Origin of the sequence: Nocardioides ochotonae, assembly GCF_011420305.2 — a bacterium.
Taxonomy (GTDB): Bacteria; Actinomycetota; Actinomycetes; order Propionibacteriales; family Nocardioidaceae; genus Nocardioides; species Nocardioides ochotonae.
The window spans coordinates 2579482-2604025 of the sequence record NZ_CP061769.1; the positions used below are offsets into that span (position 1 = coordinate 2579482).

The window sequence follows — 24544 nt, forward strand, 5'->3', positions numbered from 1 at the left end:
ACCAGGAAGGCACTGACGTGCAGCTCTCACTGGACCGGATCCACGTCCAGGGCCGGCGCGGCCCGCTGCTCCGACTCGACCACCTCGAGCTCGAGACCGGTGAGTGCGTGCTCCTCGCCGGCGAGCCCGGTCAGGGCCACACCGCGCTCGCGCTGGTGCTGACCGGGCGGCTGGCGCCGGAAGCCGGCCGGGTCCGGCTGCTGCGCGACGACGGCTCGCAGACGGCCCAGCGCAAGGAGCTGCGCCGGCGCAGCGCGGTGGTCGACCTCCCAGCAGTCTCCGAGCCCGTCGAGGCGGTGCACGTGGGGACCGTCGTCGCCGAGGACCTCTCCCTCGCTCGACGCACCGCGTGGCCCGGGGTGCCGGTCAAGTGGCTCTCCGCGCACCGGCTGGCCTCGCTGGAGCGCAACCGGGTGGACACACTGCCGGGCGCGGTGCGCACCGCGCTGCTGACCGCGCTGGCCGCCGAGCGCAAGGGCGTGCGGTTCCTCGTGCTCTCCTTGCCCGACCGGCACGGCGGCGACCCGTCGCAGTGGTGGGCCGTCGCCCAGGCCTATGCCACGGTCGGGTACGGCGTGCTCGTGCAGTGCGGCCTGTCCTCCGCACGCGACCTCGGGGCGACCCTGCCACCACCGGCACACGGCAGCGACCAACGCACGACACCGCTGGAGGCGATGCGGCTGCGCCCGCAGCGCGACGCGCACCAGCACGACGGCGCCGCGGCGCCCCCGCCGGCGGCCGACATCGTCGACACGATCTGGCTCTTCGGCGCTCCCCCCGCCGGCGAGGCGCACCTGGGGCCTCAGGCTCCACAGCGGAGGGAGCAGGAGCGATGATCGTCATCCGTCTGGCCATCACGGAGCTGCGGCGCATCTCCGCCGGGGTGCTCCCCAAGATGGCCATCCTGGCCATGGTCGTGATCCCGTCGCTGTACGCCGGGCTCTACGTCTATGCCAACAAGGACCCCTACGACGCGCTGGAGCGGGTGCCGGCCGCGCTCGTCGTCCAGGACCAAGGGGCGACCCTGCGCAGCTCGGTCCCGGGCGAGACCCAGGAGGTGAACTACGGCGACGAGGTCGCCCGTCGCCTGCTCGAGGGGGACGGCGGGTTCGGCTGGGTCGAGACCACCGAGAAGGAGGCCCAGGAGGGCGTCGCGACCGGACGCTACGACGCCGCCCTCGTCATCGGGCCGCGCTTCTCCGCCGACCTCGTCTCCACCTCGCGGTTCAAGCCGCGCCAGGCCAGCCTCGACCTGCTCACGAACGACGCGACGAACTACCTCGCCACCACGATCGCCACGACCATCGCCAACGACGTGCGCAAGACGATCGCCCAGGAGGTCGGCACCAAGGCCGCCAGTCGATTCCTCCAGGGTCTCGGCGTCGTGCACACCGACCTCACACGCGGGGTGAAGGGCGCGCAGCGGCTCGTCGCCGGGACCACCCGGCTCTCCCGCGGCACCGTCGAGCTCGTCGAGGGCGCCGGGCGGCTGGCCGGCGGCGCCGAGCAGGCGGCCAGCGGCGCGACGCGGCTCTCCGAGGGGACGACCCGGCTCTCCCAGGGGGCGGACCAGCTCGAGCAGGGCACCGCCACCCTGGACGCGGGCCTGCAGACCCTGCAGACGCGGACCGCGTCGTTGCCCGCGGACACCGACCGGCTGGCGAGCGGGGCGCAAGAGGTGGCCGACGGCAACCGGGAGGTGGCGAGCATCGGGCGGGAGGCGGCCGCCATCTCACGGGTCGTCGTCGCCCAGCTGGGTGTCGCCCGCAGGTCGCTCGACGACGCGCTCACGCAGCTGGTCGCCGACGGCCTGCTGACCCGCGCCGAGGCCGACCAGCTGCGCGGTCAGCTCGCCGTCACCGCGATCCCGGTCGACCGCGCCAACGCCCGCATCCAGCGCGCCGCCGCCCAGCTGGACCGGCTCAGCCGGGGATCCGCCGAGGTGGCCTCGGGCGCGCGGCGGCTGGCCGCGGCGGCGCCGTCCCTCACCGACGGCATCGCGCGGGCCGCCTCCGGTGGCTCCCAGATCGCCGCAGGCAGCAGCACGCTCGCGAGCGGTGCGCGCACGCTGGCCGACGACACCGGCCGGCTGGCGTCCGGCACCGCCGAGCTGTCCGCGGGCGCGAGCCGGCTCGCCTCGTCCAGCGCCACGCTGCGCGACGGAGGCGCGCAGCTGGAGTCGGGCACGGCCGAGCTGCGCAACGGCCTCGCCCGGGGGCTCCGCAAGGTCCCGAACCTCGACGAGCAGACGCAGCGGCGGACGGCGCAGACCATCGGCGACCCCGTCGGCGTCCGTGACGACACCCTCGCCCGCGCCGGGTCCTACGGCGCCGGCCTCGCCCCGTTCTTCATGTCCCTGGCTGTCTGGATTGGCGCCTACATGCTCTTCCTGCTGGTGCGCCCGCTCTCGGTGCGCGCGCTGGCGGCGGACGGCCCCTCGGGCCGCACCGCGCTGGGCGGCCTGGTCCCGCCGGCGTTGGTCGGGGTCTTCCAGACCGCCGTGATGTTCGCGATCGTCCGCTTCGGCCTGGGCATCGACCCGGTGCACGAGCTCGCCACCGCCGCGGTGCTGCTGGTCGCGTCGGTGACCTTCGTGGCCATCATCCAGGCGCTCAACGCCTGGCTGGGCACCGTCGGGGAGTTCATCGGCCTGGTGCTGATGCTCGTGCAGCTGGTCACCGCGGGCGGCACCTTCCCGTGGGAGACGATCCCCGAGCCGCTGCGCGCGCTGCACTGGTTCCTGCCGATGACCTATGCCGTGGACAGCCTGCGCCAGACGCTGTACGGCGGGGAGCTGGCGATCGTGGCGCGCAACCTCGGGGTGCTGCTCGGCGTGTGCCTCGTCGCTCTGCTGGCGACCGCGCTCGCGGCGCGGCGGCAGAAGGTCTGGACGCCCAACCGGCTCCAACCGGAGCTCGTGCTGTGACCCGCCGCGCTGAGCGTCGCCCCGAGGCCACGCCGTCACCGAGGGCGCTCGACGACGTCCTGCTCGACCTCAAGCTGTCGGTTCCGCAGCAGCATCCGGGGCTCGTGAGCCGCGCCGAGCTCACGGACACGGCCCGGGACAGCGGCGCCCGCGCGGTCGGCGTCACCGCGCCCGCCGGTTACGGCAAGTCGACGCTGTTGGTCGAGTGGGCGCGCCGCGAGCAGCGCAGGACCGGGTGGATCTCCCTCGATCCTCTCGACGACGACCCCGGCACGCTGCTCTTCCTGCTCGCCTCGGCGTACGAGCGGGCGATGCCGGAGCAGGCCGGTCTGGCCGGGGCGCTGCGCGGCCTGGGCACGGCCGCACTCGCGCGCGGAGCGCCGTACGTCGCCTCGGCCCTCAGCCAGGCGCCGGTGCCCTTCGTCCTGCTGGTGGACGACCTGCACGAGCTCCGTACCCCCGCCTGCCACGACGTCCTGGCCGTCGTCCTGGCCGCGATCGCACCCGGCTCGCAGGTCGTGACCGCCAGCCGCCACGAGCAGCCGCACCTGCCGCTGCTGCGGGCGGCGGGCGACGCCCTCGAGATCACCACGGACGACCTCACCCTGGACTCCCGTGATGCTGCCCGGATCTTCTCCGCAGCCCACGTCGACCTCACACCGGAGCAGGCCGGCGCGGTGACCGAGCGGACAGAGGGCTGGCCGGTCGGGCTGCGCCTCGCGGCCATGATCGCCCGTGAGGGGCACACCGAGGACTGGGAGCTCACCGGCGAGGACCCGTTCGTCGCCGACTACCTCCACCTCGCGGTCTTCCGTGGGCTGGACCCCACGGTCCGGGAGTTCCTGCGACGCACCGCGATCCTCGACCGCCTCCACGGTCCGCTGTGTGACGCCGTCCTGCAGGAGCCCGGGTCCACCAGCCTGTTGCGGCAGCTCGAGGCGTCTCACGCCTTCCTCTCCCCCCTCGACCGACGCCGGGAGTGGTACCGCCACCACACCCTGTTCCGTGACTTCCTGCTCGCCGAGCTGCGCCGGACCGAGCCGGAGCTGATCGAGAAGCTGCACCTGCGCGCCGCCGATTGGTTCGAGGCCCACGGCTCCCCCGGGATGGCGGTCGAGCACCTCCTGGCCACGAGCCAGCGGCACCGATGCGCTCAGCTCGTGGCGGGGCTGGCGCTGAAGACGTACGGCGAGGGGCAGATCGCGGTGCTCCGACGGTGGCTGTCAGCGCTCGGCGACTCGGCGATCGAGGCCTACCCGCCTCTTGCCGTCCTCGCCGGACGGATGGCAGCGGTCGAGGGAGAGACCACCGAGGCGCGGAGATGGGCGGCGGTCGCGGACGCGAGCTCCTTCGACCTGACACCCGCCGACGGCACGGCGTCTCTGGCGTCGTCGCGCGCGATGCTGCGCGCCTTGCTGTGTGAGGACGGCGCCGCCCAGATGCTGAGCGACGCCGAGGTCGCGGCCGAGGCAGAACCGCTGTGGAGCCCTTGGCGCGGCACGGCGCTGTGGCTCCTCGCGGAGGCACAGCTGCTCGTCGGCGCACCGGACCGAGCAGCGAGCAGCTTCGAGGAGGCGACGGCGCTGGGCCTCGCGGCAGGGAATACCGAGACGGTGGTGCTCAGCGAGGCGAGCCTGGCCCTCGCCGCCATGGAGACCGGGCGGTGGGACGACGCGGCCACGCACGTGCGGCTCGCCCAACGCACCATCGAGGAGCACCGGCTGGCGGACTACGCGATCAGCCTCCTCGCCGGTGCGGCCGCGGCACGGCTCGCCCTGCACAGGGCGGACCTCGTCGAGGCCGACCGCCAGCTCGTCCGGGCCATGCGGTGCCGGCCCTCATCGAGCTTCGCACTCCCCTACTTGGCGGCGCGGGGCCGGCTCCACCTGGCGAAGGTCTACTGGGCCCGTGGTGACCGGGCGAGCACGCGGCACCTGCTGCGCGAGATCGACGACGTGCTGCGGCACCGGCCGGACCTCGGCACGCTGGTCGACGAGGTCGCGGAGTTCCGTGCCCTGACGACGACCGCCACGACCGCGACGACCGGCGCGGTCCCCCACGAGGCGCCGCTCACACCCGCCGAGCTGCGGCTCCTCCCCTACCTCCAGACGCACCTCAAGATCGCCGAGATCGCCGACCGGCTGCGGATCTCCCGCAACACCGTCGCCACCGAGGTCTCCGCGATCTATCGCAAGCTGGGCGTCTCCTCGCGAAGCGAGGCGGTGCAGCAGGCGACGGTGCTCGGGCTGCTGGGTGGCTGAACGGACGCTCACACCTCGGGCAGGTCGTCGGTGTCGTAGCCCAACGCCAGACCCAGCGCGGGTGCGGCCGCGACGACCCGCGCCGGGCCCACGACCGGCAGGACACAGAGGAGGACCTCGACGATCTCCTCGACCCGTGCCCCGGCGCTCAGGGCCTCATCGGTGAGCCGGCCATAGGAAGCGCCGGCGCCCGCACCGACGGCCACGAGCGCGCCCAGCCTGACCAGTGCCGTCGTCTTCGCATCGAGAGCGGCCTCAGACCCGGTCTCAGCCGTCTCGGTGCCTGCGGGCAGCTGGTGGAAGGCCAGCCGGCGCAGCACCTCACGTGGATCCATCAGGATGTCCCGTCCTCCGGCGTCGTCGTCCCGCTCCGCGCCTGATGCGGTCTCCCGGCCCGTGGGCCGGCGAGGCCGGGTCGGCTAGTCGGGTGTCGGGATGGTCTCCTCGGTGCCCAGGTCCTGGAGCTCGTCGCGGACCTCGTCGGCCTTGTCCGGGCAGTAGGTGTCGACGACGGTGAGGTCGTACTCGACGACGCTCGGGTCCAGCACGACGCGGCGCAGATGCAGCGCGTTGTTGCCGAACTGCGACAGCGACAGCTGTTGCTGCAGCTCACCGACGTTCTCGCAGCTGACCCCGCCGTCGGTGCCGTACAGCGAGGTCGCCGTCTCCTCATCGATAGGCACCAGCCCCTCGTCGGCGAGGTTCTCGTTCAGCTGCTGGGCAAGTTCCTTGGCTCGGTCGCCGTCGGTGTCGGACGCGGTCCCCGCGGCCGAGCAGGAGGAGAGCGCGACGCCGGCCGCGACGGCGAGGGCGGCTGCGTAGAGACGGTGGGTGGTCATCGCGATCAGGCCTCCTGGACCGGCGCGTCGTGGGTGGGGTCGTCCGCGGAAGGCTCGACCTTCCACTCGGGCTTGCGGAGCTTGTAGAGCACCAGCGGCCAGATGCCGAGCAGGACGATGCCGGCCACGAGGATCAGGATGTAGATGCTCTGGGGCGTCGAGTCCGCGTTGCCCGAGGGCTCGACGAACCCGAGGATGAAGGCGGCCGCACTCGCGAGGAACCCGACGGATCCGACCAAGGTCATGGCGGGGGTGCGGAATCCGCGCTTCACGTCGGGGTGGCTGCGCCGCAGCTTCATGGCTGCCAGGAACATGATCATGTACATGATCAGGTAGATCTGCACGGCCATCGCGGTGAGGATCCAGAACACCGACTGCACCGAGGGCAGCACCGCGAACAGCACCGCCAGGACCGTGACGATCAGGCCCTGCACCAGCATGATCGGGACCTGCATCCCCCGGTTGTTGGTCTTCTGCAGGCTCGGCGGGAGGTAGCCCTCCTTGCCCACCATGAGCAGGCCCTTGCTCGGGCCGGGGATCCAGGTCACCACCGAGGCGAGGATTCCGATGACGATCAGCAGGGCCATCACGGTGGTCGCCCAAGGGATCCCGAGATGTCCGAAGAAGACGTCGAAGGCCTGCAGCACGCCCTGGGTCAGGTTGACGCTGGAGCCCCGAACGCCCACGGAGATGGCGAGGGTGGGCAGGATGAACACGAAGAGGATGACGACGACCGAGAGCACGATCGCCTTCGGGAACTCCCGGCCGGGCCTGCGCATCTCGTTCACGTGCACGGCGTTCATCTCCATGCCCGCGTAGGAGAGGAAGTTGCTCACGATCAGGACGACGCTGGCCAACCCGGTGAACTTCGGGAACCAGTTCGCGTCGTCGATCGACTGCAGGTTCGACGTCCCGCCATCGACCATGAAGACGACCGCGAAGATGATCAGGGCCGCGGCCGGGACGAGCGTGCCGACCAGGAACCCCCAGGTGCCCACCTTGGCGAAGGCGTCGACGCCGCGGGTCGCGATCAGCGTCGAGAGCCAGTAGACGGCGAGGATGACGATCCCGGTGAAGAGGCCGGAGTTGGCCAGCTTCGGGTCGAACACGTAGGCCAGCGCCGAGGCGAAGAAGGCCAGCTGGGCGGGGTACCACGCGACGTTCTGCATCCACTGCTGCCAGATCGCGATGAACCCGACCCGGTCGCCGTACGCCTCCTTCACCCAGACGAAGACCCCGCCCTTCCACCCACTGGCGAGCTCGGCGGCCACGAGGGCGACCGGCACCATGAAGAGGATCGCGGGGAGGATGTAGAGGAAGATCGATGCCCACCCGTAGGGGGCCATCGCCGGGAGGCCGCGCACACTGGCGACCGCCGTGGCGATCAGGATCGCCATCGAGGTCCAGCTGATGAACGACTTTCCGGGCGTCTGTCCCTGTGCCTGTGATCCCGGCCCCTCGGGCTGTTGGTCCTGAGCGTGCGCCATGACCCCCGCCTTCCGCTGGTTTGGTCCGGGCTACGACGCTACGGCGGGGTCGCGGGAAGGGTCATCACTCACGATGAGTGACGTCACAGGGCGAGGACGCGGACTGAGGCCCGACGCCCGGTCCCCGGTAGGTTCAGCGGGTGTCCGACACCCGTCCCCGCCGTACGTTCGCCGTCATCAGCCACCCTGACGCCGGCAAGTCCACCCTCACCGAGGCGCTCGCGCTGCACGCGCGGGTGATCACCGAGGCCGGCGCGGTCCACGGCAAGGGCGACCGACGAGCCACCGTCTCGGACTGGATGGCGATGGAGAAGGCGCGCGGGATCTCGATCACCTCGGCGGCCCTGCAGTTCGTCTACCGCGACCACGTGATCAACCTGGTCGACACCCCCGGCCACAGCGACTTCTCCGAGGACACCTACCGGGTGCTCTCCGCCGTCGACTCCGCGGTGATGCTGGTCGACGCCGGCAAGGGGCTGGAGCCGCAGACGCTCAAGCTGTTCAAGGTGTGCGCACTGCGCGGCATCCCGGTCATCACCGTGATCAACAAGTGGGACCGACCCGGCCTCTCCCCGCTGGAGCTGATGGACGAGATCGAGCGCCGGATCAAGCTGCGCCCGACCCCGCTGACCTGGCCGGTCGGCGAGGCCGGCGACTTCCGCGGCGTGCTGGACCGTCGTACCGGGGAGTTCGTGAAGTACACCCGCACCGCCGGCGGCGCCACGATCGCCCCGGAGCGCCGGATGTCCTCGAGCGAAGTGGACGAGACCGACGCCGGTGTCTGGGCCGACGCGGTCGAGGAGCACGAGCTGCTCACCCTCGACGAGGCCGACCACGACCAGGAGCGCTTCCTCGCCGGCGCCACCACGCCGGTGATGTTCGCCTCCGCACTGCAGAACTTCGGTGTCGCCCAGCTGCTCGACCTGCTGCTGGAGCTCGCGCCCGGCCCGAGCGCGACCGCGGGCGTCGACGGCACCGTGCGCGAGGTCGACGACGACTTCAGCGCCTTCGTCTTCAAGGTCCAGTCGGGCATGAACAACGCCCACCGCGACCGGCTGGCCTACGCCCGGGTGGTCTCCGGCCGGTTCGAGCGCGGCATGGTCGTGACCCACGCGGCCACCGGCCGCCCGTTCGCGACCAAGTACGCCCAGTCGGTCTTCGGGCGCGACACGGCCTCGGTGGACCACGCCTCCCCCGGCGACATCATCGGGTTCGTCAACGCCCAGGCGCTCCGCGTGGGCGACACCGTCTACGTCGGCGACCCGATCGAGTACCCGCCCGTCCCGAGCTTCGCGCCCGAGCACTTCATGGCCGCCAGCGCCGGCGACATCGGCCGCTACAAGCAGTTCCGCCGCGGCATCGAGCAGCTCGACCAAGAAGGCGTCGTGCAGGTGCTGCGCTCGGACCTGCGCGGCGACCAGAGCCCGGTGCTCGCCGCCGTCGGCCCGCTGCAGTTCGAGGTCGTCGAGGACCGGATGAAGAACGAGTTCAACTCCCCCATCCGCTTCTCCCGGCTGGACTACCAGGTCGCCCGCATCACCGACGCCGACGGCGCCCTGGCGCTGCGCGGCAAGCGCGGCGTGGAGGTCCTCCAGCGCACCGACGGCACCCACCTGGCGCTCTTCGTCGACCAGTGGCGCGCCAACGTGACCGCGCGCGACAACCCCGACATCCGCCTCGAGGCGCTCCCGGCCGGCGGGAGCTGAGGGCCGGAACGGTCCGCACAGCGGAACCGAGGTCACGGCACGATCACATTCGCCGACATCCGGCGAAAGGATATATCCTTCTATGGTTAGCGGCCCCTACCTTCCGCGTGGGGATGCGGCAAACGTGTCGCATCACACAACCATCGGAGGATGTTGTGAGAAGCAGCAAGAAGAAGGCCCTCTTCGCCGGACTGCTGGCCGCAGGCACGATGCTCAGCGGACTGGTCGGCATGGCGCCGACGGCGCAGGCCGCCGAGCAGGCGTGCAACAACTACAGCTCGTCGACCAGCAGGTGCGTCAACACCCAGCTCGTCATCGACGGGACCAGCCACAGCGTCGACTGGTACCTGCCCAACTCGACTGCCTCGGCGCTGATGGTGCTCAACCACGGGTTCACCCGCGGCTGCGGCAACCTGCGGGGCACCAGCAAGGCGATCGCCGAGAAGGGCGTGATGGTGCTCTGCGTGAATCCCTCAACAGAATCACGCACAGTCCTACCTGGACATATCCGCAGGTCAGGGGCCATGTCGCCCCGGTTGGACCCCGGACCTCCACGCCAGGGAGGTCCAGGGCAGGGGCCAGCCTACGGGGCCGGTCAGTCGGCAGCGCCACCAGTCAGGTAGGTGAGGACGATCGCGAGCTCGACCTTGTTTAGTCCCTCGGTCTTAGGCGCGGCCAGGGCTGCCCCAGGGGTCGACCAGATCGCGTCCTGGATCTGCCCGGTGTCCCAGTCGGCGACGACGTCCAGCGTGACGTCGAGGGCGTCCGCCTTGACGGCGTAGTGGGCGTACAGCCCGTCGGTGTAGGTAACGGTCGGCGCGGCCATCTCCCTCTCCTTTCCCTTTCCCTCTTTGGGCTTACATTGTACCTCCGTGGAACGTTTGACGCGACTCGCGGGGGTGGCTACGGGAGCAGGTCGCGGGGCAGGTCGTCGTCCAGGCAGCGGGCCATGTAGATCATGTCTGCCGGGACGTTGTCCACGCGGTAGTCATCGGCACCGACGAACAGGACGAGCCCTAGCAGGGGCGCGGCGTGGACGCGGCAGCCACTCAGGGCGATCAGCACGGACGCCATACCGTTCGGGCGCATCCCATCGGCGACGCCTTGCGCGTCCACCAGGGCCAGCCACGGCGGCGGCTCCTCGTCGGGGGCGACCACGTCGAAACCGGCAGGGCCGAACAGACCCGGCAGCGCCCCCAGGTGGCGCGGCACGACGATGACCTCAGGCGGCGACGTCGGATAGACCGCTAGGGCCTCGACGAAGTAGGGGGTGGGGGCGGGGCGTAGTGGTGCGCGGGCCATGCGAGCGACGGTACGCCCGCGCCCTCGTGATAGAACAGCGCCGCAGGTCGCGGCCACGCGCAGCGGCCTACGGGGGGTTAACGCAAACGACCCCCGGTCCTCAGTTCGGGTGAGGTGCCGGGGGTCGTTTGTGGTTTCCCGCCCCCGTGCCTGTCCGATTGACGACGACGCGGGGTGGTCAGAATCGGCGGGGGCGGGCGGTCGGGTGGGGGCTTACTTGATCGGGCACGCCCCCGACGCACAGGCCTCGTCGTATGAGTCATCCACGACCGCAGCGACAGTCAGGGCCTCGAACTGTTCGCGGGTGAGGCGCTCGTATGGCGACTGCGGGCGGGTGCCGTCGGGCATCATGGTCGTGCCCTTGAGCAACGGCAGCCAGCCGGCCAGGGTGTCGGCGACGTAGTCCACGTCGTAGCGTCCCTCGGGGACGTTGACGGTGTAGGACACGGCGTTGTCGGCGTAGTAGGTCTGGTACATGGCCTGGAACGCCAGCAGGGCGTCGAGGCTCAGTTCGTCGGCGGACTCAACCAGCTCCGCAGGCCGGCCCAGGGCCTCAACAGCCTCCACGAGCCGCTCCTTGGTTGGGATCGACACAACCAGGGTGTTAGGCGCGTACAGGCAGGGCTCGACGTGGTAGCCCTCGGCGCGGAACTGTTCGACCTGCGCGACCTCCTCAGGGCGCAGGGTTGAGAAGCGCACGCGCCGGATGAAGTAACGGGCGTAGATCGGGTGGATGCCCTCGGTAGCGCCAGGGAGCTTGGCAACCGTGCCAGTCGGCGCGACGGTCGTGACCTTGACCGGCTCAGGGATCCGCAGCCCGAAGGCGTACCCGCGGGCCTCAGCGCGCACGGTGTCCCGCAGCTCGGCCAGCAGCGCCGCGACCTCAGGGATGTGCGGGGCGTCGCTATAGCGGATCCCCAGGCGGACGAGGAAGCCCTGGACGCCCAGGTGCCCGACGCCGATGCGCCGGTTTCGGGCGATCCGCGCGGCCTGCGCGTCGTCGGTGACGTCGCCGAACGTGGCGCGGATCAGGAACCGCGCGGCCAGCCGGTGCGCCATGAACAGCCCGGCCTCGTCGTAGCCCTGCCCGTCGGGGTGGACGAACGCCTCCAAACAGACGTTCGAGAGACAGCAGTTTTCCCAGGCCTGGAGGGCGATCTCACCGCACGGGTTGGTCGCCTCGACGTAGCCAGGCTCACCGACGTTGGACAGGGTGCTATTCCAGTAGCCCGGCTCACCGTTGCGCAGCATCCCGTCGACCACGGCCCGATGCACGGCGCGCGCCAGCTCGACGCGGGCGGGGTCGTCGGCGTCGTCGGGGTTGGCGATCAGGCGCAGGAAGTCCTCGTCAATCTCAACCGAAATGTTCGTAGTCCAGTGCTGCGCCGGGTCCGACTTGCACGCGATGAAGTCGTGGATCCAGGGGTCGGCCCAGTGGACGATCGACATGCGCGCGGACCGACGCACGCCGCCAGCAACAACGCACTTGCCCACGGCGTGATCCATCGACATGGCGTCCAGCGGCGTGATCTGCCCGGCGTCGGCGGCACGGTTGAGGACCTCGACCACCGTCGCCAGCAGCTCGGCCAGGGGCAGCGGGCCGGACGCGGTGCCGCCGAACGTGCGCAGCCGCGCGCCTCGAGGACGGACCAGGGACACGTCGTAGACCCGGTTCGGGTGCCGGACGTCGTCGGCGAAATAGGTCTCGATCAGGTCGACCAGGGCGGCAGCCCAGCCCTCGCGGGTGTCCTCGATGCGGTAGGCACCGGGCCAGTCGGCGGCGTACTCATCGGACAGGAGCCCCGCCTCGCGCATGGCGTCATAGTCGGCGTGTTCGGGGTCGGCCACGATGTGCAGCCGCAGGCGACGCCGGGGCGCGCCGTAGCGGGTCAGGAAGCGCGATGAGTAGTTCGCGCCGACGCCACCGCCCTCCATGAGGCGCAGGAAGGTGAACGCAAAGTGACCGGCGAACGTGTCGCCCCACCCAGAGACGTGGCAGTTGAACAGAAATTGCCGACCCTTGACGCCGGACGCCCACAGGTGGCGACCCGCGGGCAGGATCTTGAAGTGGTAGATGTAGTCGAACAGGAGCCGCGCCTCATCGACGACGTCGGCGGGCCAGGTCTCAGGGTCGCCGTAGACGAGCCCCAGGTTGCCCACGACGACGCGCCGCACGGTCTCAGCCCAGGTCTCAGGACTACCGTCAGGGTTGGGGCGGGCGTAGGTGCGGGTAAACACAGTCTCGCCAGTCGGTCCCCAGTTCGGGGCAGGCAGGTTGGCAAGGTCGAACAAGGTCTAGCGGGTCCTCTCATCGTCGGGGGTGTAGCAGTCGCACCGGGGGCAGACGACAGCGCCACCGGGGGTCAGTAGTTCGCGGGTGCCGCACCAGACACACAGGCCAGGGCGGCGTACGGCGGCGAAGGTCGCCGTCATGGGGCCTCCTCAGATCGGGGGTGCGCCCAGGGCCTCACGCATACGCGCCAGTGCAGCGCCGCGTCGCCGCTGGACGGTTTGGCGGGATACAACGGTCTGTCCGGCGTCGACGGCCTCACGGCCCAGGGCGGCCTCGCTCATGGCCTGGACGACGCCCGCGTCACTCAGCGGCTCGCCGGTCTCAAACCCATAGGCGTACCGGACCACCTGCCGCTCGTCGGAGCTCAGGACACGCAGCGCATGGGCGACCATGAGGGCGTCCTCGACCTCAGACAGGGAGCCCTGTCCGTCGGCCAGGGGCGCAGCCACGAGCCAGCCGCCCTCGTCGTCCTCATCGCTCAGGGGCACGGTGCCGCGCACGATCCGCAGGACCTCGTCAAAGGTCGTGACGGCCATCGCGTAGTCGGGGGCGATCGCGCGGGCCAGGTCTACGTCGCCGTCGACCTTGCCCAGGATCGTGTAGAACCGCGACAGGGTCCGTGACGGCACGGCCATAGAGGCGTCCAGCCGCGCGGCGTGGCGCAGGGCACCGGTCACGACCTGGACGACGCGACCGGCCAGCCGCGGCGACCGCTCGAGGTCGTGATCCTGGATCATGCCCAGGAACGCCACCAGGGCCTCCGCGCGTACGTCCTCAGTCGCAGCCGCGCGCTCCTCAGCAGGGAACCGGCGCAGGAACGTCGTGGCAAGTCGCCGCAGGGCCGGGGCGTACGCCTGGACTAGGCGCAGTTGCGCGCCGTGGTCGCCAGCCTGCGCGGCGCGGATCGTCTCGACCTCAAGGTCCTCGGGCAGGTCGACCCGGTCGGACATGGTGCTAAAGACCGACTCGATGAAGCCCGGTCCGTAGAACATTAGGGCGGGTCCTCCTTGGTAGTGGGGGGCTCGTCGTTACAAGGTTGTCGGGGACAACAGTTGCACTACACAACCAGTCCAACCGGCGGCGTCTTCCACGTTGCGGGGGTGATCCCGTCCACTTAGGCGGTCCTAAGTGGAGGGCCGTCCTCCGCTAGGCGTCGCCGTCGTAGCGGTCCACGGCCAGAGTCATGGCGACGCGGACGGCGTGGACGCGGTCGACCGTCTCGCGCAGGACCTGCCGGGACCGGGCGACGGTGTCGCGCACGGCCAGGCGGCGCGGGTCCAGGACGGTGTCGGCGGTCGGGTCGGACGCGGGGCCACCGGTGGCTCGTTCGGTGGTGTCCTCGCGGGGGCGGGGCACGGGCGACGCCGACCACTGCCGCGCCGCGGCGTCGGGCAGCAGGGCGGCCAGGGCGTCGGTTTCGGTGCGGACTGCGGCGACCAGCTCGATTAGGTCACGCACGGGGGTTTGCTCCTCTCAGGTGGGTAGGTGGTCAGGCGGCGTCGGCCTCGGGCGGGCAGCCGTAGCCGGATCCCCAGGACCGCCCATAGACCTCAGGCTCAGACACGATCGGGACGCCCCCGAAGGTCGACTCCATGAGTCGCCCGATCTCCTGGATGACGTCTTCGGCGACGTCGGCGGGGGCCTGCGCGATCAGCTCGTCATGGACCGGCAGCAGTAGGTGCTCGCCCAGGCCGGCCTCGTGGATGTCGACGATCGCCTGCGCCAGCAGATCGCGGGACGTGGACTGGACGATGTAGTTAGTGGCGGCGTACAGGCGGTCGCGGTCCAGCGGCAGGTGCCGACCGGTCGGGGTCACGACCTCACGCTTCCCGTAGTCGGCCCGGTTCTGTAGGCGCTGCGCGAAGCGGCGGATGCCAGGGAAGGTCTCGTCGTACCCGCGCAGGGCGGTCCTCACGGCCTCGAGGTCGGCACCGGTCTGACGCTGGATCGTCGCCGCGCCCCCGCCGAACACCTTTCCAAATCCGACGGCCTTGCTAATCTTGCGGTGCGCCTTCGTGAACTCCGGCCCGTAGACCATTCGTGCGGTAAATGAGTGCAGGTCCTCACCGTCGAGGATCGCCTGGATCATGCGCTCGTCGCCGGACAGGGCAGCCAGGACGCGCATCTCGACGGCCTGATAGTCGGCGGCGACGATGACCTGTCCAGGGTCGGCGATGACGCCGCGGCGGATCGTCCAGTCCGACGAGGGCAGTTGCTGGAGGGGCGGGTTACTGATCGACATACGCGCCGTGCGCGCCTGTAGTGCGCCAATCATCGGGTGCAGCCGGTCGCGGTCGTCGCGCAGGTCTAGGAACGCCTGCGCGTACGAGGTCGACCACTTGTCCGCCCGCTTCGCGCGTAGGACGGCGTCGGCCAGCGGGTTAGGCGTGCGGGCCTCGATGCGCTGCCACTGCGTGTCCAGGTCGGCCAGGGGCAGGAGAACGCCCTTGTCGACCTTGAGCGCACCCGACGGGGTCCGCTCGGTCAGGTCCTCACCCATCGCGGTCAGGGCCTCAGCGATCTGCGCCGTGGAGTTGACGTTGGCGACGCCGTAGCGTGCCGCGGCCTGCCGGTAGTGCTCGGCCTCATCGCCCAGACGACCCTTCAGGTCCTGGATGTAGGGCACGTCCAGCAGGACGCCGCGCCGTTGCATCATCGCTAGCAGCGCCTGTAGCCGGTGCTCGAAGACAGACAGGCGGTCCAGGCCGACGTCGCGCACCAGGGGCAGCAGCTCGTCAAACAACCGGCGCGCCAGGATGGGATCCAGACCGGCGTAGCGCACGTAGGTCGGGTGGTCGACGTCGATGACAGCCCAGCCGGTCTCCTTGGTTGCGCGGTAGTCGCGGCGGAATACCTCGTGCAAGCCCGCTTGAGTGTCAGGGGCCGACGGGTCCACGTAGACCTCCGACAACTCCTTGAGGGCCAGGCCGGTGCCGCCCTCATGGCGCTGCCGGGGGTCCAGTAGGTGCGCGAGGATCCGCGTGTCAAAGGTGCGCGGGGCCAGGTCCTCGATCGGCACGCCCAGGGCGCGGTCGATTACCTGGAGGTCAAAGGAGGCGTTGTGGACGGTGAACCGTCGCGGCTGCCTCAGGGCGCGCACGATGTGGTCGCGGAACCGGTCGGCGCGCAGGACCCAGGCCTCACGGTCGTTTCCGAGCTGGACCAGCCGGACGGCGAAACCGGGGGCGTAGACGTTGAGATTGGTGGTCTCGGTGTCCAGGCCCAGGACCTTGTCGCCGCGGGCCAGGAACGCATCGAAACCGGCCAGGTCGTCCTCGGTCTCAGGAAAGTAGATAGCGACCTCAGACCCGGCCAGGGTGTGCCGGTAGGTGTGCAGGGCGGGGGGTCCTTTCGTTATCGGTCCCAGCAGGGGGCGACCCCCGCCCCAGGACAGGGACGGGGGCCGCAGTTGGTGGGTTGGTCAGTCGGCGGGACGCGCTAGCGGGATTCCTGGGAATGCGCGACGCCGGCCAGCAGGTGAACAGTGAGGCGCATTTGCATAAGCGGCGGGACGGCATTGCCAACCTGGACGAATTGGCTAGTAGCGCTGCCCTGCCACGGATAATCCGCTGGGAAGCTCTGGAGTACGCCAGCCTCCGCGACGGACACGCGTACGCCATCATTACGGGACTTTGTGGAGCCGTTATAGCGGTTGGCCGTCGCGCCCGGATTCTGCACGAGTCCACGACCGGCGACAGTCGTAGCGGGTCGCTTATCCGGCCAGGTCTCATCTACCGGCGTCCCGCTCTGGTCATTCCAGCGCGGAGAACCGTCGTCCAGCGTCTCGCGCGGGTTCCAGCGCGGGCGCTCGTGGCCGAATGCCAGAGTCGGCGACGGCATGCACGGCGTACGGTGCGCGGAATTCGGGCGCGGATTTGTCGCGCTAAGCGTTACCGGACAGTCGCACGGCTCGTCGCGCTCGTGCGGAACCCAGGGCCCGTTATCGTCCGCCTTTCGACGTGCCACACGCTCGGCCCGCTCCGCCGCGATCGGCCGATCGTGCTGGCCAAAAAGGTAACCCTTCGGAGCGCCGGGCGCGGCCCAGCCCAGCGCCTCCGACATACTGACCCACGGCAAAACGTCCGGGTCGAGCCGCTCCGGAGAGCGGGAGTAATACCGGGAGTGCGTCGGAGTCGGCGCGCTAACCGGCCCTAGGCGAGACGCGAGCAGAATAGCGCGCTTTCGCGTCTGGGGAACGCCGTACTGCTCCGCCTGCACATATCCGGTCCAGACGCTATAGCCTTCGCGCTCCAGCTTGTGGCCGATTGCCTCCCAAACCACGAGAGCGGCGGGAACCTGCTCCAGCATCACAAAGGAAGGCGACAGGGCCGCAATCCAGCGGAGCACTTCGATAGTGAGCGGTGAACGCTCGTCGTAACAATCTCCCAGCGCGCCAGACTCGACAGCAGCGGCGAGCGCGGCCAGGTCCTTACGGCCCGCGCCACGGCCAGCCATACTAAGGCCCTGACACGGCGGAGACGCCTGGATTAGCAAATGCCGCCCGTCGGCTCCCAGCCCGTAAAGGTCGGCAACCTCACGCGGGTCGAGCTCGCGGACGTCCTCCAGCAAAGCCGCATGGCCCGCCGCGCGTGCCGTAGCAACGGCGTCCGGCTCGTGCTCGACGCCAACGACCTTATTCATCCCAGCCATTCGGAGCCCTTCACAGACTCCGCCGGGTCCCGAAAACAATACGATAGCGTCCACGCTACGCGCGTCCACAACCGATCCTCCTTTAGATATCGTACAAATCCCGGACCGCTCATCCCGTTAAGCGGCGGGGCCTCACTAGGGCCGCAGTTGGTGGGTTGGTCAGTCGGCGGGTGCAGGGACTACGTCGACCACGTAGCCCTCCTCGAGGCAGTCAGGGCAGACCGTCGGCAGTTCGGTCACGAACACTCCGCACCCGCACCGGGGGCAGTGGGCAGGGATGACCAGCAGGGCAAACCTCCTTAGACGTCGAACAGGGACGGACCGCCAGGGGCCGTCGCGGTGTCAGTAGGTGAGTGCGCCAGCGGGGCCTGTCCTGCCCGTGTGACCCCGACCTCCTCACGGTCGGCGGCGCGGGCACGGCGTACGCCCTCAAACACAACGCCCGCCGCTGCGCGCCGCTTGACCAGCCCGCGCTCCTCAAGGGCGGCGAAGAACGTGCGGCGGGTCCAACGTTCGCGGCCAGGCAGGTTCTCCTCGTCGGCCCATTCCAGGTAGGCATCGAAGAGGGCTTTGCCGGTCAGCCGTTCGCCGTCCTCGACGACGAATACGCCGGGCAGGAAACCGGCCAGGGCGTTAGACGTCTCGCGGTATTCGGCGGTCGCGTGCCGGATGACCTCAGGGTCCTCAAGTCCACGCGCAAACCACTCGACCGCGCCCCGCACAGCCCACGCCAGGATCCCAGCGCGCTCGCCCAGCAGCGTGTCGCCTAGACGGTGGTCGCGCTCATGGGGGGCAAAGTAACGCTCGAACGGAACCAGCTTCACCCGACGCCACAGACCCTCGTCCTGTCCGCGGAAGTTGGGCTTGTAGTTCGTCGCCAGCATGAGGGCGAACGTCGGGCGGAACTCGAAGAACTCTTTGCGCATGAACCGGGCAGCGATCAGGTCACGCCCGGTCACCCGCTTGAGGACGGCCTCAGCCATAGGTCGCCCCTGATCGCCCTCGCTAGCCATGACCAGCCGCGCGCCCTTGAGGGCCGCTAGGTCGTTCGGGATCCCGCCAGCAGACTTCTCCTCAAAGGTGGAGAAGGGCGTCGTGACGGTCAGCTCGCGAAAGACCTCAGTCAGGGTGTCGGTTAGGACAGACTTACCGTTAGCGCCGGTGCCCCAAAGGACGGCGAACGCCTGCTCGTCGGTGCGCCCTGTGATCCCGTAGCCGACCCATCGGCGCATGAAGTCGGGCAGGTCGGGATGCGCAGGAAAGATCTCCCGCAGGAACGCATCCCACCGCGGGCAGCGGGCGTCAGGGTCGTAGTCGACCTCGACGCGCCGGGTCAGCAGGAGCGCCGGGTCGTGGGGCCGCAGGGTGCCGGTGCGCAGGTCCACGACGCCGTTAGCGACGGCCAGGAGGTCGGGGTGTCGGTCGAAGTCGTTGACGTCCATCGCCACGTCCCGCAGGGCCGCCAGCTCCTTGAGTGCCGACTCGATCCCGCGCGACGATTGCGAATAGCGCGCCCATCCGGCCCAGTGCCGGGCCACCCGCGCCTTCGTCGTGTTCTCAGGCTCAGCCAGGGACGCCGCGGATAGGTCGGCGGCCAGTTCGGCGACTTGCTGCGCCGCGGCCTGGACCAGGGAGCGGGTCCGGTCCAGTCGGTCGTGCCGCCAGACCCCGCCGTGCAGCAGGAAGAAACCGACCTCAGGCGAATACTTGACCCCAGACCCGCGCGCGGCGATGAAGTCGCGCGCGAAGTAGGCGTTGCCCAGGTCGGTCAGGGGGTAGCGGGTCTCGTCACGTTCGCGCAGGACGGCGGCGACGGTGGTCTCCTCACGGGTGTCAGTGATCGCCCGAATGACCTGCGCAGGGAACCGGACCGGGTCGACCTCACGCCAGTCGGTCAGGTCGTGGTCGTCAGGGACCGGCAGGACCTTGACCCGCTTGCCGCGGGCCAGCAACTCGCGCGACAGGGTCGTAGCGAACGTCCGACCCGCGGGGTCGCCGTCGCCGCAGATTACGGCCAGCCGGTCGTCCAACATGTCGGCGATCGCCTCGACCACGGCGGGGTTAGAGGCCAGGCCTGCGCCACGCACGCCGATCGTGTCGTAGCCCAGGGCCGCGCCGGTCAGTGAGTCGCCAGGACCCTCGGTGATGAGGACCTCGTCCCAGTTCGCGCCACCAGGAAAGTAGGCGACCTTCGCCCAGGACGCGCCCTCGGGCGACCGCGGACCGAACCACCGCACGGCGGCGTCCCGCTTGAGGGCTCGAGCCTGGAAACCACGGGCGACGCCGTCGGGGTCACGGAACGGCACGACCAGCCGGACGCCACCGGGCAGGTCGTCGGCTGCGCCCAGCCCGAGGCGCTCCATGTCCGCGGGGGTCAGCCCGAACCGGCGCGCGGCGTAGTCCTGGACCTCAGGGCAGTCGGCCAGGGCAGCCGACCACCGGTCCAGGTCGACGGCCAGGCGGGCGACGTCGGCAGGCGACGCGGGCCGGTCCGTCGAGGCCGCGCGGCGAAAGTCCAGGGAATCGCCCGCGGTCATGGTCGCCAGGTCGCGCATCGTCAGGCCGAGCTGCGCCACGACCGTCGCCGTCGGGCAACCGGCGCGGCACTTGACCAGAACCGCGCCCTTCTCAGAAACCGTGATCCTCAGGGACGGGTCGGTGTCGTGGTGCGCGGGGCAGTGGACGCGGTAGCCGTCGGGGTCGTGCTCGACTACGTCGAAGCGTGAAATCAGGTCGTCGAGGGTCACGCGGCCTCCCGGTCGGCGGCAGTCAGGTGGGCAGGGTGGACGTACAGGCGCTCGACGGCCTTGTGACCCTTGTTATCCAGACAGAAGTCGACATGGCGGGTCTTAGACCAGATCGGCACCCAGTGATCCGGCGCGGCGTACTCAGACACCAGGACCACCGCGCCGGCCTCAGACCACCGGGCGGCGACGCGCCAGAACATGTCGTGGTCAAAGCCCGCGGACGGGGTGCCCTTGTAGGTGCGCGTCCCGGCGTACGGCGGGTCGCAGTAGACGACCGCGTCGGGGCCGATGACGTCGCCCAGGAGCCTGTAGTCGCAGTGCCGGAACTCCGCGTGTGGGAAGTTGGCGGCCTTGCGCAGGATCCCGCGGTGCGCGGCCATAGCGAAGTCCTCACGGAGCGTGTTGGACCGTGCGTAACCGGCGAACCAGCCGCCCCCGAACGAGCAACCGAAACCGGTGAACGCGCGCAGCGGCGACGGGGTCGGGTCGTCGCGCATGGCCCAGTAGTCCTCCACCGAGGGCATCGTGGTCGGCGGGATCCAGCCGTCCTGGACGGCGCGCCACATGAGGATCAGGTCCTCCTGCGCGTCCGCGGCGACGACACGGCGGAAATGGGGTGCGACCTGCGCCAGGACCGACGCGCCTCCGACAAAGGGCTCGACGTAGGTCGACCGGCCCGCGGCACGTTCGATGATGATGCGTCCCAGCTCCTTAGCGAGCCGATGCTTGCCGCCCTGATACCTCACAGGGTCCGGCCTCCTTTCGGGTCGGGTTGCTTACGACTAGGTAGTGCGCCTAGGGGGCCGGAACTGCCCGCGCGGCCTGCGTCACACGTCGCGGGACTCAGCGGCGATCAGGTCGCGGACCAGCCGGGGAAAGTCGCCCAGGCGCAGGACCACGTAGGCGTCCTCGACCGGCTTGCGCGCACGCTTGACGACCGCTGCGCCGTAGGGCAGGTCGGCGTGCAGACGTTGGACGCGCACGCCCTCGACGCCCTCACGCAGGGCAGTCACGACGTCGCGGTAGTCCTTTGCCTGTAGGACAAAGGGGGGCACGTGGATATCGCCGATATCGCGGCGACCTGCCTGCCGGGGCTTGTAGGCCTGGAGGCCTTGATCCTGTAGGAACCGACAGACTGCGGTCTCCCAGCGGGTGCCCTTAGCCTTCTGCGGATTAGACACGGGTGGGTCCTTTCGGAACGCACGAAAGCGCCCCCGCCAGGACAGGCAGGGGCGCTTCGCGTGTGGGGGTGGGGTTACGGCAGGGCCGCGGCCAGCCCCTCAACCAGGGCCAGCATCGTCACGGACAGGCAGACCGCGCCGCAGGCGGTCGGGGGCAGGTTGAAGCCCTCGGCGACCAGACCTGCGGTCACGCCCAGCAGGATCGCCAGCAGGAACGCGCCGACGACCAGCAGGACAGTCACGATCATGCGTCGCCCAGGATCTTGATAACCGGCTTCGTGTAGGACACGTTCTGACCCGCGCGGGGACCAGACTTAGCCACGAAAGAAACCGGCTCCAGGGCCAGGGTCGCGCGCACCGGTCCGTCGTAGTCGGCCAGCTCGTCCTCGGTGCCAAAGTAGGCAAGGTCGCGGGCCAGGGACCAGGACCCCGACTGGAACTTGAATACGCCCAGGTCGGGGGCGTCGGCCAGCCGGAAGAACAGCTCGATCCGCGGCTCCGCGCCGGTGCCTGCGCGGGCGGCGTCCTTGCGCTCCTGGAGCGACTGTCCGGCCTGCGGGTCAGGCTTGCCCTTGTCCTCCTCGGGGTAGGTGATCGTTTCGCCGTCGGACACGCGGAGGATGCCCTTACGCCCGTAGAGGACCATCGCCTGCCGCAGTGCGCGCGGGCCGTCGAGGATGACCTCAACCGACGTCGACTTCGTAAAGACCTCGAGGTTGTCCTCACCGGTCGCGTCCCAGGTCTGCGGCTCATCGCCGTTGAGGAGCTCAGCCACGCGCTCGGCGACCTCAGGGTCACCCGTGGTCACGCGCCAGTCGGACAGGGCAACCGGCATGTTGTTAGCCACGTAGCCCGAACGGAACCGGCCCACGACGTCATCAGTACGCCGCTTAGGCGCGGTGGTAGCGGTGTCAGCGTCGCCAAAGATACGAAGACCAGCCATGTGTGCGGGTGTCGTCCTTTCGCTTCTTCTAGTTGGGGGGTGTGTTGTGACGGCGTTGTGTAGGCGCGTCAGTAGGTCAGTGCGCCAGGGAGGCGGCGATTGCTCAGGGGGTGCGGGTCACATGGCAGGCGGGCGGCAGATCGCGGGGCCAGGCGCGCCGGATGTGCCCGGCTCGAGGGTCGCGTGGCCCAGGACGTCGGCGATCCGCGCAGAGCGGCGCGCGCCCATGAAGGGCAGGATCGCGCGCATGGCAGCGGACGCCTTCGTGCCGGATACCTCGACGTGCCACATAGCCCGATGCGGCGCAGGCTTGAGGCTCAGGCGGACCGACCCGCCCAGCAGCGTCGCAGCTCGACCGACGACGTCGCGGTCAGTCATCGCCAGCCGCACGCGGGGGTAGCGTCCGCGGTGCAGGTCGAATGACCCTTCGCCCTCCAGCAGACCGGCCAGCCAGATCAGGTCGTCCCGGCTCATGCGGAGCGCCCCCGACGGGTGCGGGTGTCCTCCACCGGCGCGATCGGCAGGTCAGCGCCCAGGACGCCGCGCTTCAGGTCCTTCTCGTATTCGTAGACCTTGAGCAGCGCCAGGAATACGTCGAACAGGTCATCGCCCAGGCGGGCCGGGACGACCTTGCCGCCCTCGGGGCGGGCGTGGACCACCAGACCCCCGTCAAGGCGCGGCAGCGGGACGCGGCCACCGTCGGGCCGGATGATGTAGTCCGCGCGACTGTAGGCGGTCTCCTGTAGGGCGACCTCCTCATGGACACCCGACCGGGTCGTCTTCCAGTCGCCGACGACCGTGATCTGTTCGCGCGTGCCGGGGTCAGTCACGCGGGCGATGAAGTCGAACGATCCCGCATACCCGTAGGTGTCCGACCAGACGGTCTCCTCCAGGTGCAGGAACTCGGGGGCGTACTGATCCTCAAAGCCCTTGAAAATCGCCAGGTAGGGCTTCAGGTCGGGATGCACCCGCCCCGCAGACTCACCGCGGGCCAGCCGCTCAAACAGGTCATGGACTGCGGACCCCATATCGGCGGCCTGTCCGGTGTCGCGCTGCGGGGCGCGCTTCAGGTAGTCGACCGCGCCCTGACGGTCGTTAAGCGCCAGCCCGACGACAGACCCCAGGTTGTCGACTGCGGTCTCGGCGACGACCTTGGCAGCCCAGAACCGAAGGAAGTCCTTCGGCAACATGTTGAGGATGGACGTAACGCCGGGGACCTTGTCGGCGGTCTCAGGGTGGACGTACAGGCGCGCGCCCCCGCGCTTAATCGTGTTGATCTTAGGTTGGGTCACCTTGCGGCGGCTCCCTCCTAACTAGGGGTCAGGGACACCTAGTTAGTGCGCCAGTGGGCAGGGCGCTGCCCGGTCGGGGCACGGGGCGGGGGCGGGGCCGGCCTGTCATGTAGGTCACTGCGTGTAGGAAGTGTCGAAACTACCTACATTCCCCATTCCCGCTAGAAGCGACCGACCGCTTCTAGCACTAATACAGGATGTAGGTAGTTTCGACACTTGCGACACTGCCGGGCCTCATCCGGCGTCGGACAGACCCCCGATCAGGGCCGCGACCCGGCGCTCCAGGTCGGCCAGCGCCCCGCGCGCCGTCGCCTGATCCTCAGGGGGCAGGGCTGCCAGGGCCGCGGGATCCAGGTCGGTGAGGATCGACAGGGCCGCGCCCAGCTTCAACCCAGGGCCACCCGCGTCGCTCAGGGCGTGCGCAGTCTGCGCGCGGACGCGCCGGTGTGTGCGGGCACGGTCGACCGGCGACGCCTGCGCCAGCCCGTAGTCAGCCAGGGTGTCGGCGTCCAGGTAGTCGCGCAGGGCGACCCCGACGTGATAGCGCGCCGCAGACTGAATCTTGCGTGCGTCCTCGCCGTAGATACCGGCGTCCCGGTAGGCCTCACTGATCCACTCGCGGTACGCATGTGTACGCCCGCGCCAGTCCGGTTCTCCGTCGGCCTGCGGGATGGCCTCACGCGCCAGGACGGTCAGGGCGGCGATCATGCGCAGGTCGGGGGTCCGGTCGGCCTCGTCCTTGCGCAGGTACTCCCGCAGTGCCTTGACCATCCGATCGTGCGTGACCTTGAGGGGCAGTGGTTTCGTCTTCATGCCCCCATGATAGCGCGCGTGACGTTTCGCGCGACTCAGGGGCCGCCCCTGTAGGGATCTGTAGCGCGCCGCTATAGGTCCCTAGAAGCGCGAAAGACCCCCGC

Annotated in this window: 22 protein-coding genes; 4 read left to right on the forward strand and 18 right to left on the reverse strand. The window is 69.9% G+C overall.

Annotated elements, in window-relative coordinates:
- The first annotated feature begins 17 nt into the window (after window positions 1-17).
- From HBO46_RS12465 to HBO46_RS12475, 3 genes are read left to right on the forward strand one after another with little or no spacing between them, the layout of a single operon-like run.
- Window positions 18-836: an ATP-binding cassette domain-containing protein gene (locus HBO46_RS12465; RefSeq protein ID WP_166139028.1), complete on the forward strand. Its 819-nt coding sequence runs from the start codon at window positions 18-20 to the stop codon at window positions 834-836.
- Entirely contained in the window at window positions 833-2926 is a 2094-nt protein-coding gene (locus tag HBO46_RS12470; RefSeq protein WP_166139025.1) for a YhgE/Pip domain-containing protein, read from the forward strand. Before HBO46_RS12465 ends, HBO46_RS12470 begins: the two co-directional genes overlap by 4 nt.
- On the forward strand, window positions 2923-5187 hold the full coding sequence (locus tag HBO46_RS12475) for a LuxR C-terminal-related transcriptional regulator (RefSeq protein ID WP_166139022.1): 2265 nt from the start codon (window positions 2923-2925) through the stop codon (window positions 5185-5187). The genes HBO46_RS12470 and HBO46_RS12475 overlap by 4 nt, the downstream gene beginning before the upstream one ends.
- Window positions 5188-5195: 8 nt before the next feature.
- On the opposite strand, the gene HBO46_RS12480 is transcribed toward HBO46_RS12475, so the two are convergent.
- The 3 genes from HBO46_RS12480 to HBO46_RS12490 form a co-directional block, all read right to left on the reverse strand.
- Window positions 5196-5522, reverse strand: a complete 327-nt coding sequence (locus HBO46_RS12480; protein ID WP_166139019.1) for a carboxymuconolactone decarboxylase family protein — start codon at window positions 5520-5522, stop codon at window positions 5196-5198.
- Window positions 5523-5606: 84 nt separating this feature from the next.
- Window positions 5607-6026 carry a hypothetical protein gene (locus HBO46_RS12485; RefSeq protein WP_166139016.1) on the reverse strand — a complete coding sequence of 140 codons (420 nt, stop codon included), beginning with the start codon at window positions 6024-6026 and terminating at the stop codon, window positions 5607-5609.
- Window positions 6027-6031: 5 nt separating this feature from the next.
- Window positions 6032-7513 (reverse strand): APC family permease, encoded by a 1482-nt coding sequence (locus HBO46_RS12490; protein WP_166139013.1) that lies wholly within the window; start codon window positions 7511-7513, stop codon window positions 6032-6034.
- Window positions 7514-7653: 140 nt separating this feature from the next.
- Here HBO46_RS12490 and HBO46_RS12495 point away from each other — a divergent pair, with 140 nt between their 5' ends.
- The gene (locus tag HBO46_RS12495; protein ID WP_166139010.1) at window positions 7654-9219 is read left to right on the forward strand and encodes a peptide chain release factor 3; all 1566 of its coding nucleotides are present in this window, start codon (window positions 7654-7656) and stop codon (window positions 9217-9219) included.
- A gap of 595 nt (window positions 9220-9814) precedes the next feature.
- Here the strand turns inward: HBO46_RS12495 and HBO46_RS12500 are convergent.
- The 15 genes from HBO46_RS12500 to HBO46_RS12570 all read right to left on the reverse strand — a co-directional run bounded on the left by HBO46_RS12500 (window position 9815) and on the right by HBO46_RS12570 (window position 24398).
- Window positions 9815-10045: a hypothetical protein gene (locus HBO46_RS12500; protein ID WP_166139581.1), complete on the reverse strand. Its 231-nt coding sequence runs from the start codon at window positions 10043-10045 to the stop codon at window positions 9815-9817.
- Window positions 10046-10122: 77 nt separating this feature from the next.
- Complete coding sequence (locus tag HBO46_RS12505) at window positions 10123-10521, reverse strand: hypothetical protein (protein WP_166139583.1); 399 nt, start codon at window positions 10519-10521, stop codon at window positions 10123-10125.
- A gap of 213 nt (window positions 10522-10734) precedes the next feature.
- The gene (gene nrdJ, locus HBO46_RS12510; protein WP_224769028.1) at window positions 10735-12813 is read right to left on the reverse strand and encodes a ribonucleoside-triphosphate reductase, adenosylcobalamin-dependent; all 2079 of its coding nucleotides are present in this window, start codon (window positions 12811-12813) and stop codon (window positions 10735-10737) included.
- Between the two features lie 150 nt (window positions 12814-12963).
- The gene (locus HBO46_RS12515; protein WP_166139585.1) at window positions 12964-13806 is read right to left on the reverse strand and encodes a sigma-70 family RNA polymerase sigma factor; all 843 of its coding nucleotides are present in this window, start codon (window positions 13804-13806) and stop codon (window positions 12964-12966) included.
- A gap of 154 nt (window positions 13807-13960) precedes the next feature.
- On the reverse strand, window positions 13961-14272 hold the full coding sequence (locus HBO46_RS12520; protein WP_166139587.1) for a DUF7169 domain-containing protein: 312 nt from the start codon (window positions 14270-14272) through the stop codon (window positions 13961-13963).
- A gap of 31 nt (window positions 14273-14303) precedes the next feature.
- Window positions 14304-16223: a DNA polymerase gene (locus tag HBO46_RS12525; RefSeq protein ID WP_317983900.1), complete on the reverse strand. Its 1920-nt coding sequence runs from the start codon at window positions 16221-16223 to the stop codon at window positions 14304-14306.
- 29 nt (window positions 16224-16252) lie between these two features.
- Window positions 16253-17533, reverse strand: a complete 1281-nt coding sequence (locus HBO46_RS12530; protein ID WP_166139589.1) for a DNA cytosine methyltransferase — start codon at window positions 17531-17533, stop codon at window positions 16253-16255.
- A 230-nt stretch (window positions 17534-17763) separates the two neighbouring features.
- A complete protein-coding gene (locus HBO46_RS12535) occupies window positions 17764-20211 on the reverse strand; it encodes a phage/plasmid primase, P4 family (protein ID WP_191480142.1) in 2448 nt (815 codons plus the stop codon).
- The gene (locus tag HBO46_RS12540; RefSeq protein WP_191480143.1) at window positions 20208-20957 is read right to left on the reverse strand and encodes a DNA adenine methylase; all 750 of its coding nucleotides are present in this window, start codon (window positions 20955-20957) and stop codon (window positions 20208-20210) included. The genes HBO46_RS12535 and HBO46_RS12540 overlap by 4 nt, the downstream gene beginning before the upstream one ends.
- Window positions 20958-21038: 81 nt before the next feature.
- A complete protein-coding gene (locus HBO46_RS12545) occupies window positions 21039-21224 on the reverse strand; it encodes a hypothetical protein (protein ID WP_166139595.1) in 186 nt (61 codons plus the stop codon).
- Between the two features lie 242 nt (window positions 21225-21466).
- A complete protein-coding gene (locus HBO46_RS12550; protein WP_166139597.1) occupies window positions 21467-21640 on the reverse strand; it encodes a hypothetical protein in 174 nt (57 codons plus the stop codon).
- On the reverse strand, window positions 21637-22335 hold the full coding sequence (locus HBO46_RS12555; protein ID WP_224768999.1) for a recombination directionality factor: 699 nt from the start codon (window positions 22333-22335) through the stop codon (window positions 21637-21639). The genes HBO46_RS12550 and HBO46_RS12555 overlap by 4 nt, the downstream gene beginning before the upstream one ends.
- Window positions 22336-22452: 117 nt before the next feature.
- Window positions 22453-22809, reverse strand: coding sequence for a hypothetical protein (locus HBO46_RS12560; protein WP_166139601.1), 357 nt, complete (start codon window positions 22807-22809; stop codon window positions 22453-22455).
- Window positions 22806-23627 (reverse strand): hypothetical protein, encoded by an 822-nt coding sequence (locus tag HBO46_RS12565; protein WP_224769029.1) that lies wholly within the window; start codon window positions 23625-23627, stop codon window positions 22806-22808. The genes HBO46_RS12560 and HBO46_RS12565 overlap by 4 nt, the downstream gene beginning before the upstream one ends.
- A gap of 234 nt (window positions 23628-23861) precedes the next feature.
- Complete coding sequence (locus HBO46_RS12570; protein ID WP_191480130.1) at window positions 23862-24398, reverse strand: hypothetical protein; 537 nt, start codon at window positions 24396-24398, stop codon at window positions 23862-23864.
- Between the last annotated feature and the right edge of the window lie 146 nt (window positions 24399-24544).

Excerpts from the sequence above, each read along its gene's own strand:
- HBO46_RS12470 (WP_166139025.1), top strand. The coding sequence starts at position 833 with ATGATCGTCATCCGTCTGGCCATCACGGAGCTGCGGCGCATCTCCGCC.
- HBO46_RS12480 (WP_166139019.1), bottom strand. The coding sequence starts at position 5,522 with ATGGATCCACGTGAGGTGCTGCGCCGGCTGGCCTTCCACCAGCTGCCC.
- HBO46_RS12485 (WP_166139016.1), bottom strand. The coding sequence starts at position 6,026 with ATGACCACCCACCGTCTCTACGCAGCCGCCCTCGCCGTCGCGGCCGGC.
- HBO46_RS12490 (WP_166139013.1), bottom strand. The coding sequence starts at position 7,513 with ATGGCGCACGCTCAGGACCAACAGCCCGAGGGGCCGGGATCACAGGCA.
- HBO46_RS12500 (WP_166139581.1), bottom strand. The coding sequence starts at position 10,045 with ATGGCCGCGCCGACCGTTACCTACACCGACGGGCTGTACGCCCACTAC.
- HBO46_RS12505 (WP_166139583.1), bottom strand. The coding sequence starts at position 10,521 with ATGGCCCGCGCACCACTACGCCCCGCCCCCACCCCCTACTTCGTCGAG.
- HBO46_RS12515 (WP_166139585.1), bottom strand. The coding sequence starts at position 13,806 with ATGTTCTACGGACCGGGCTTCATCGAGTCGGTCTTTAGCACCATGTCC.
- HBO46_RS12550 (WP_166139597.1), bottom strand. The coding sequence starts at position 21,640 with ATGATCGTGACTGTCCTGCTGGTCGTCGGCGCGTTCCTGCTGGCGATC.
- HBO46_RS12555 (WP_224768999.1), bottom strand. The coding sequence starts at position 22,335 with ATGGCTGGTCTTCGTATCTTTGGCGACGCTGACACCGCTACCACCGCG.
- HBO46_RS12560 (WP_166139601.1), bottom strand. The coding sequence starts at position 22,809 with ATGAGCCGGGACGACCTGATCTGGCTGGCCGGTCTGCTGGAGGGCGAA.
- HBO46_RS12570 (WP_191480130.1), bottom strand. The coding sequence starts at position 24,398 with ATGGTCAAGGCACTGCGGGAGTACCTGCGCAAGGACGAGGCCGACCGG.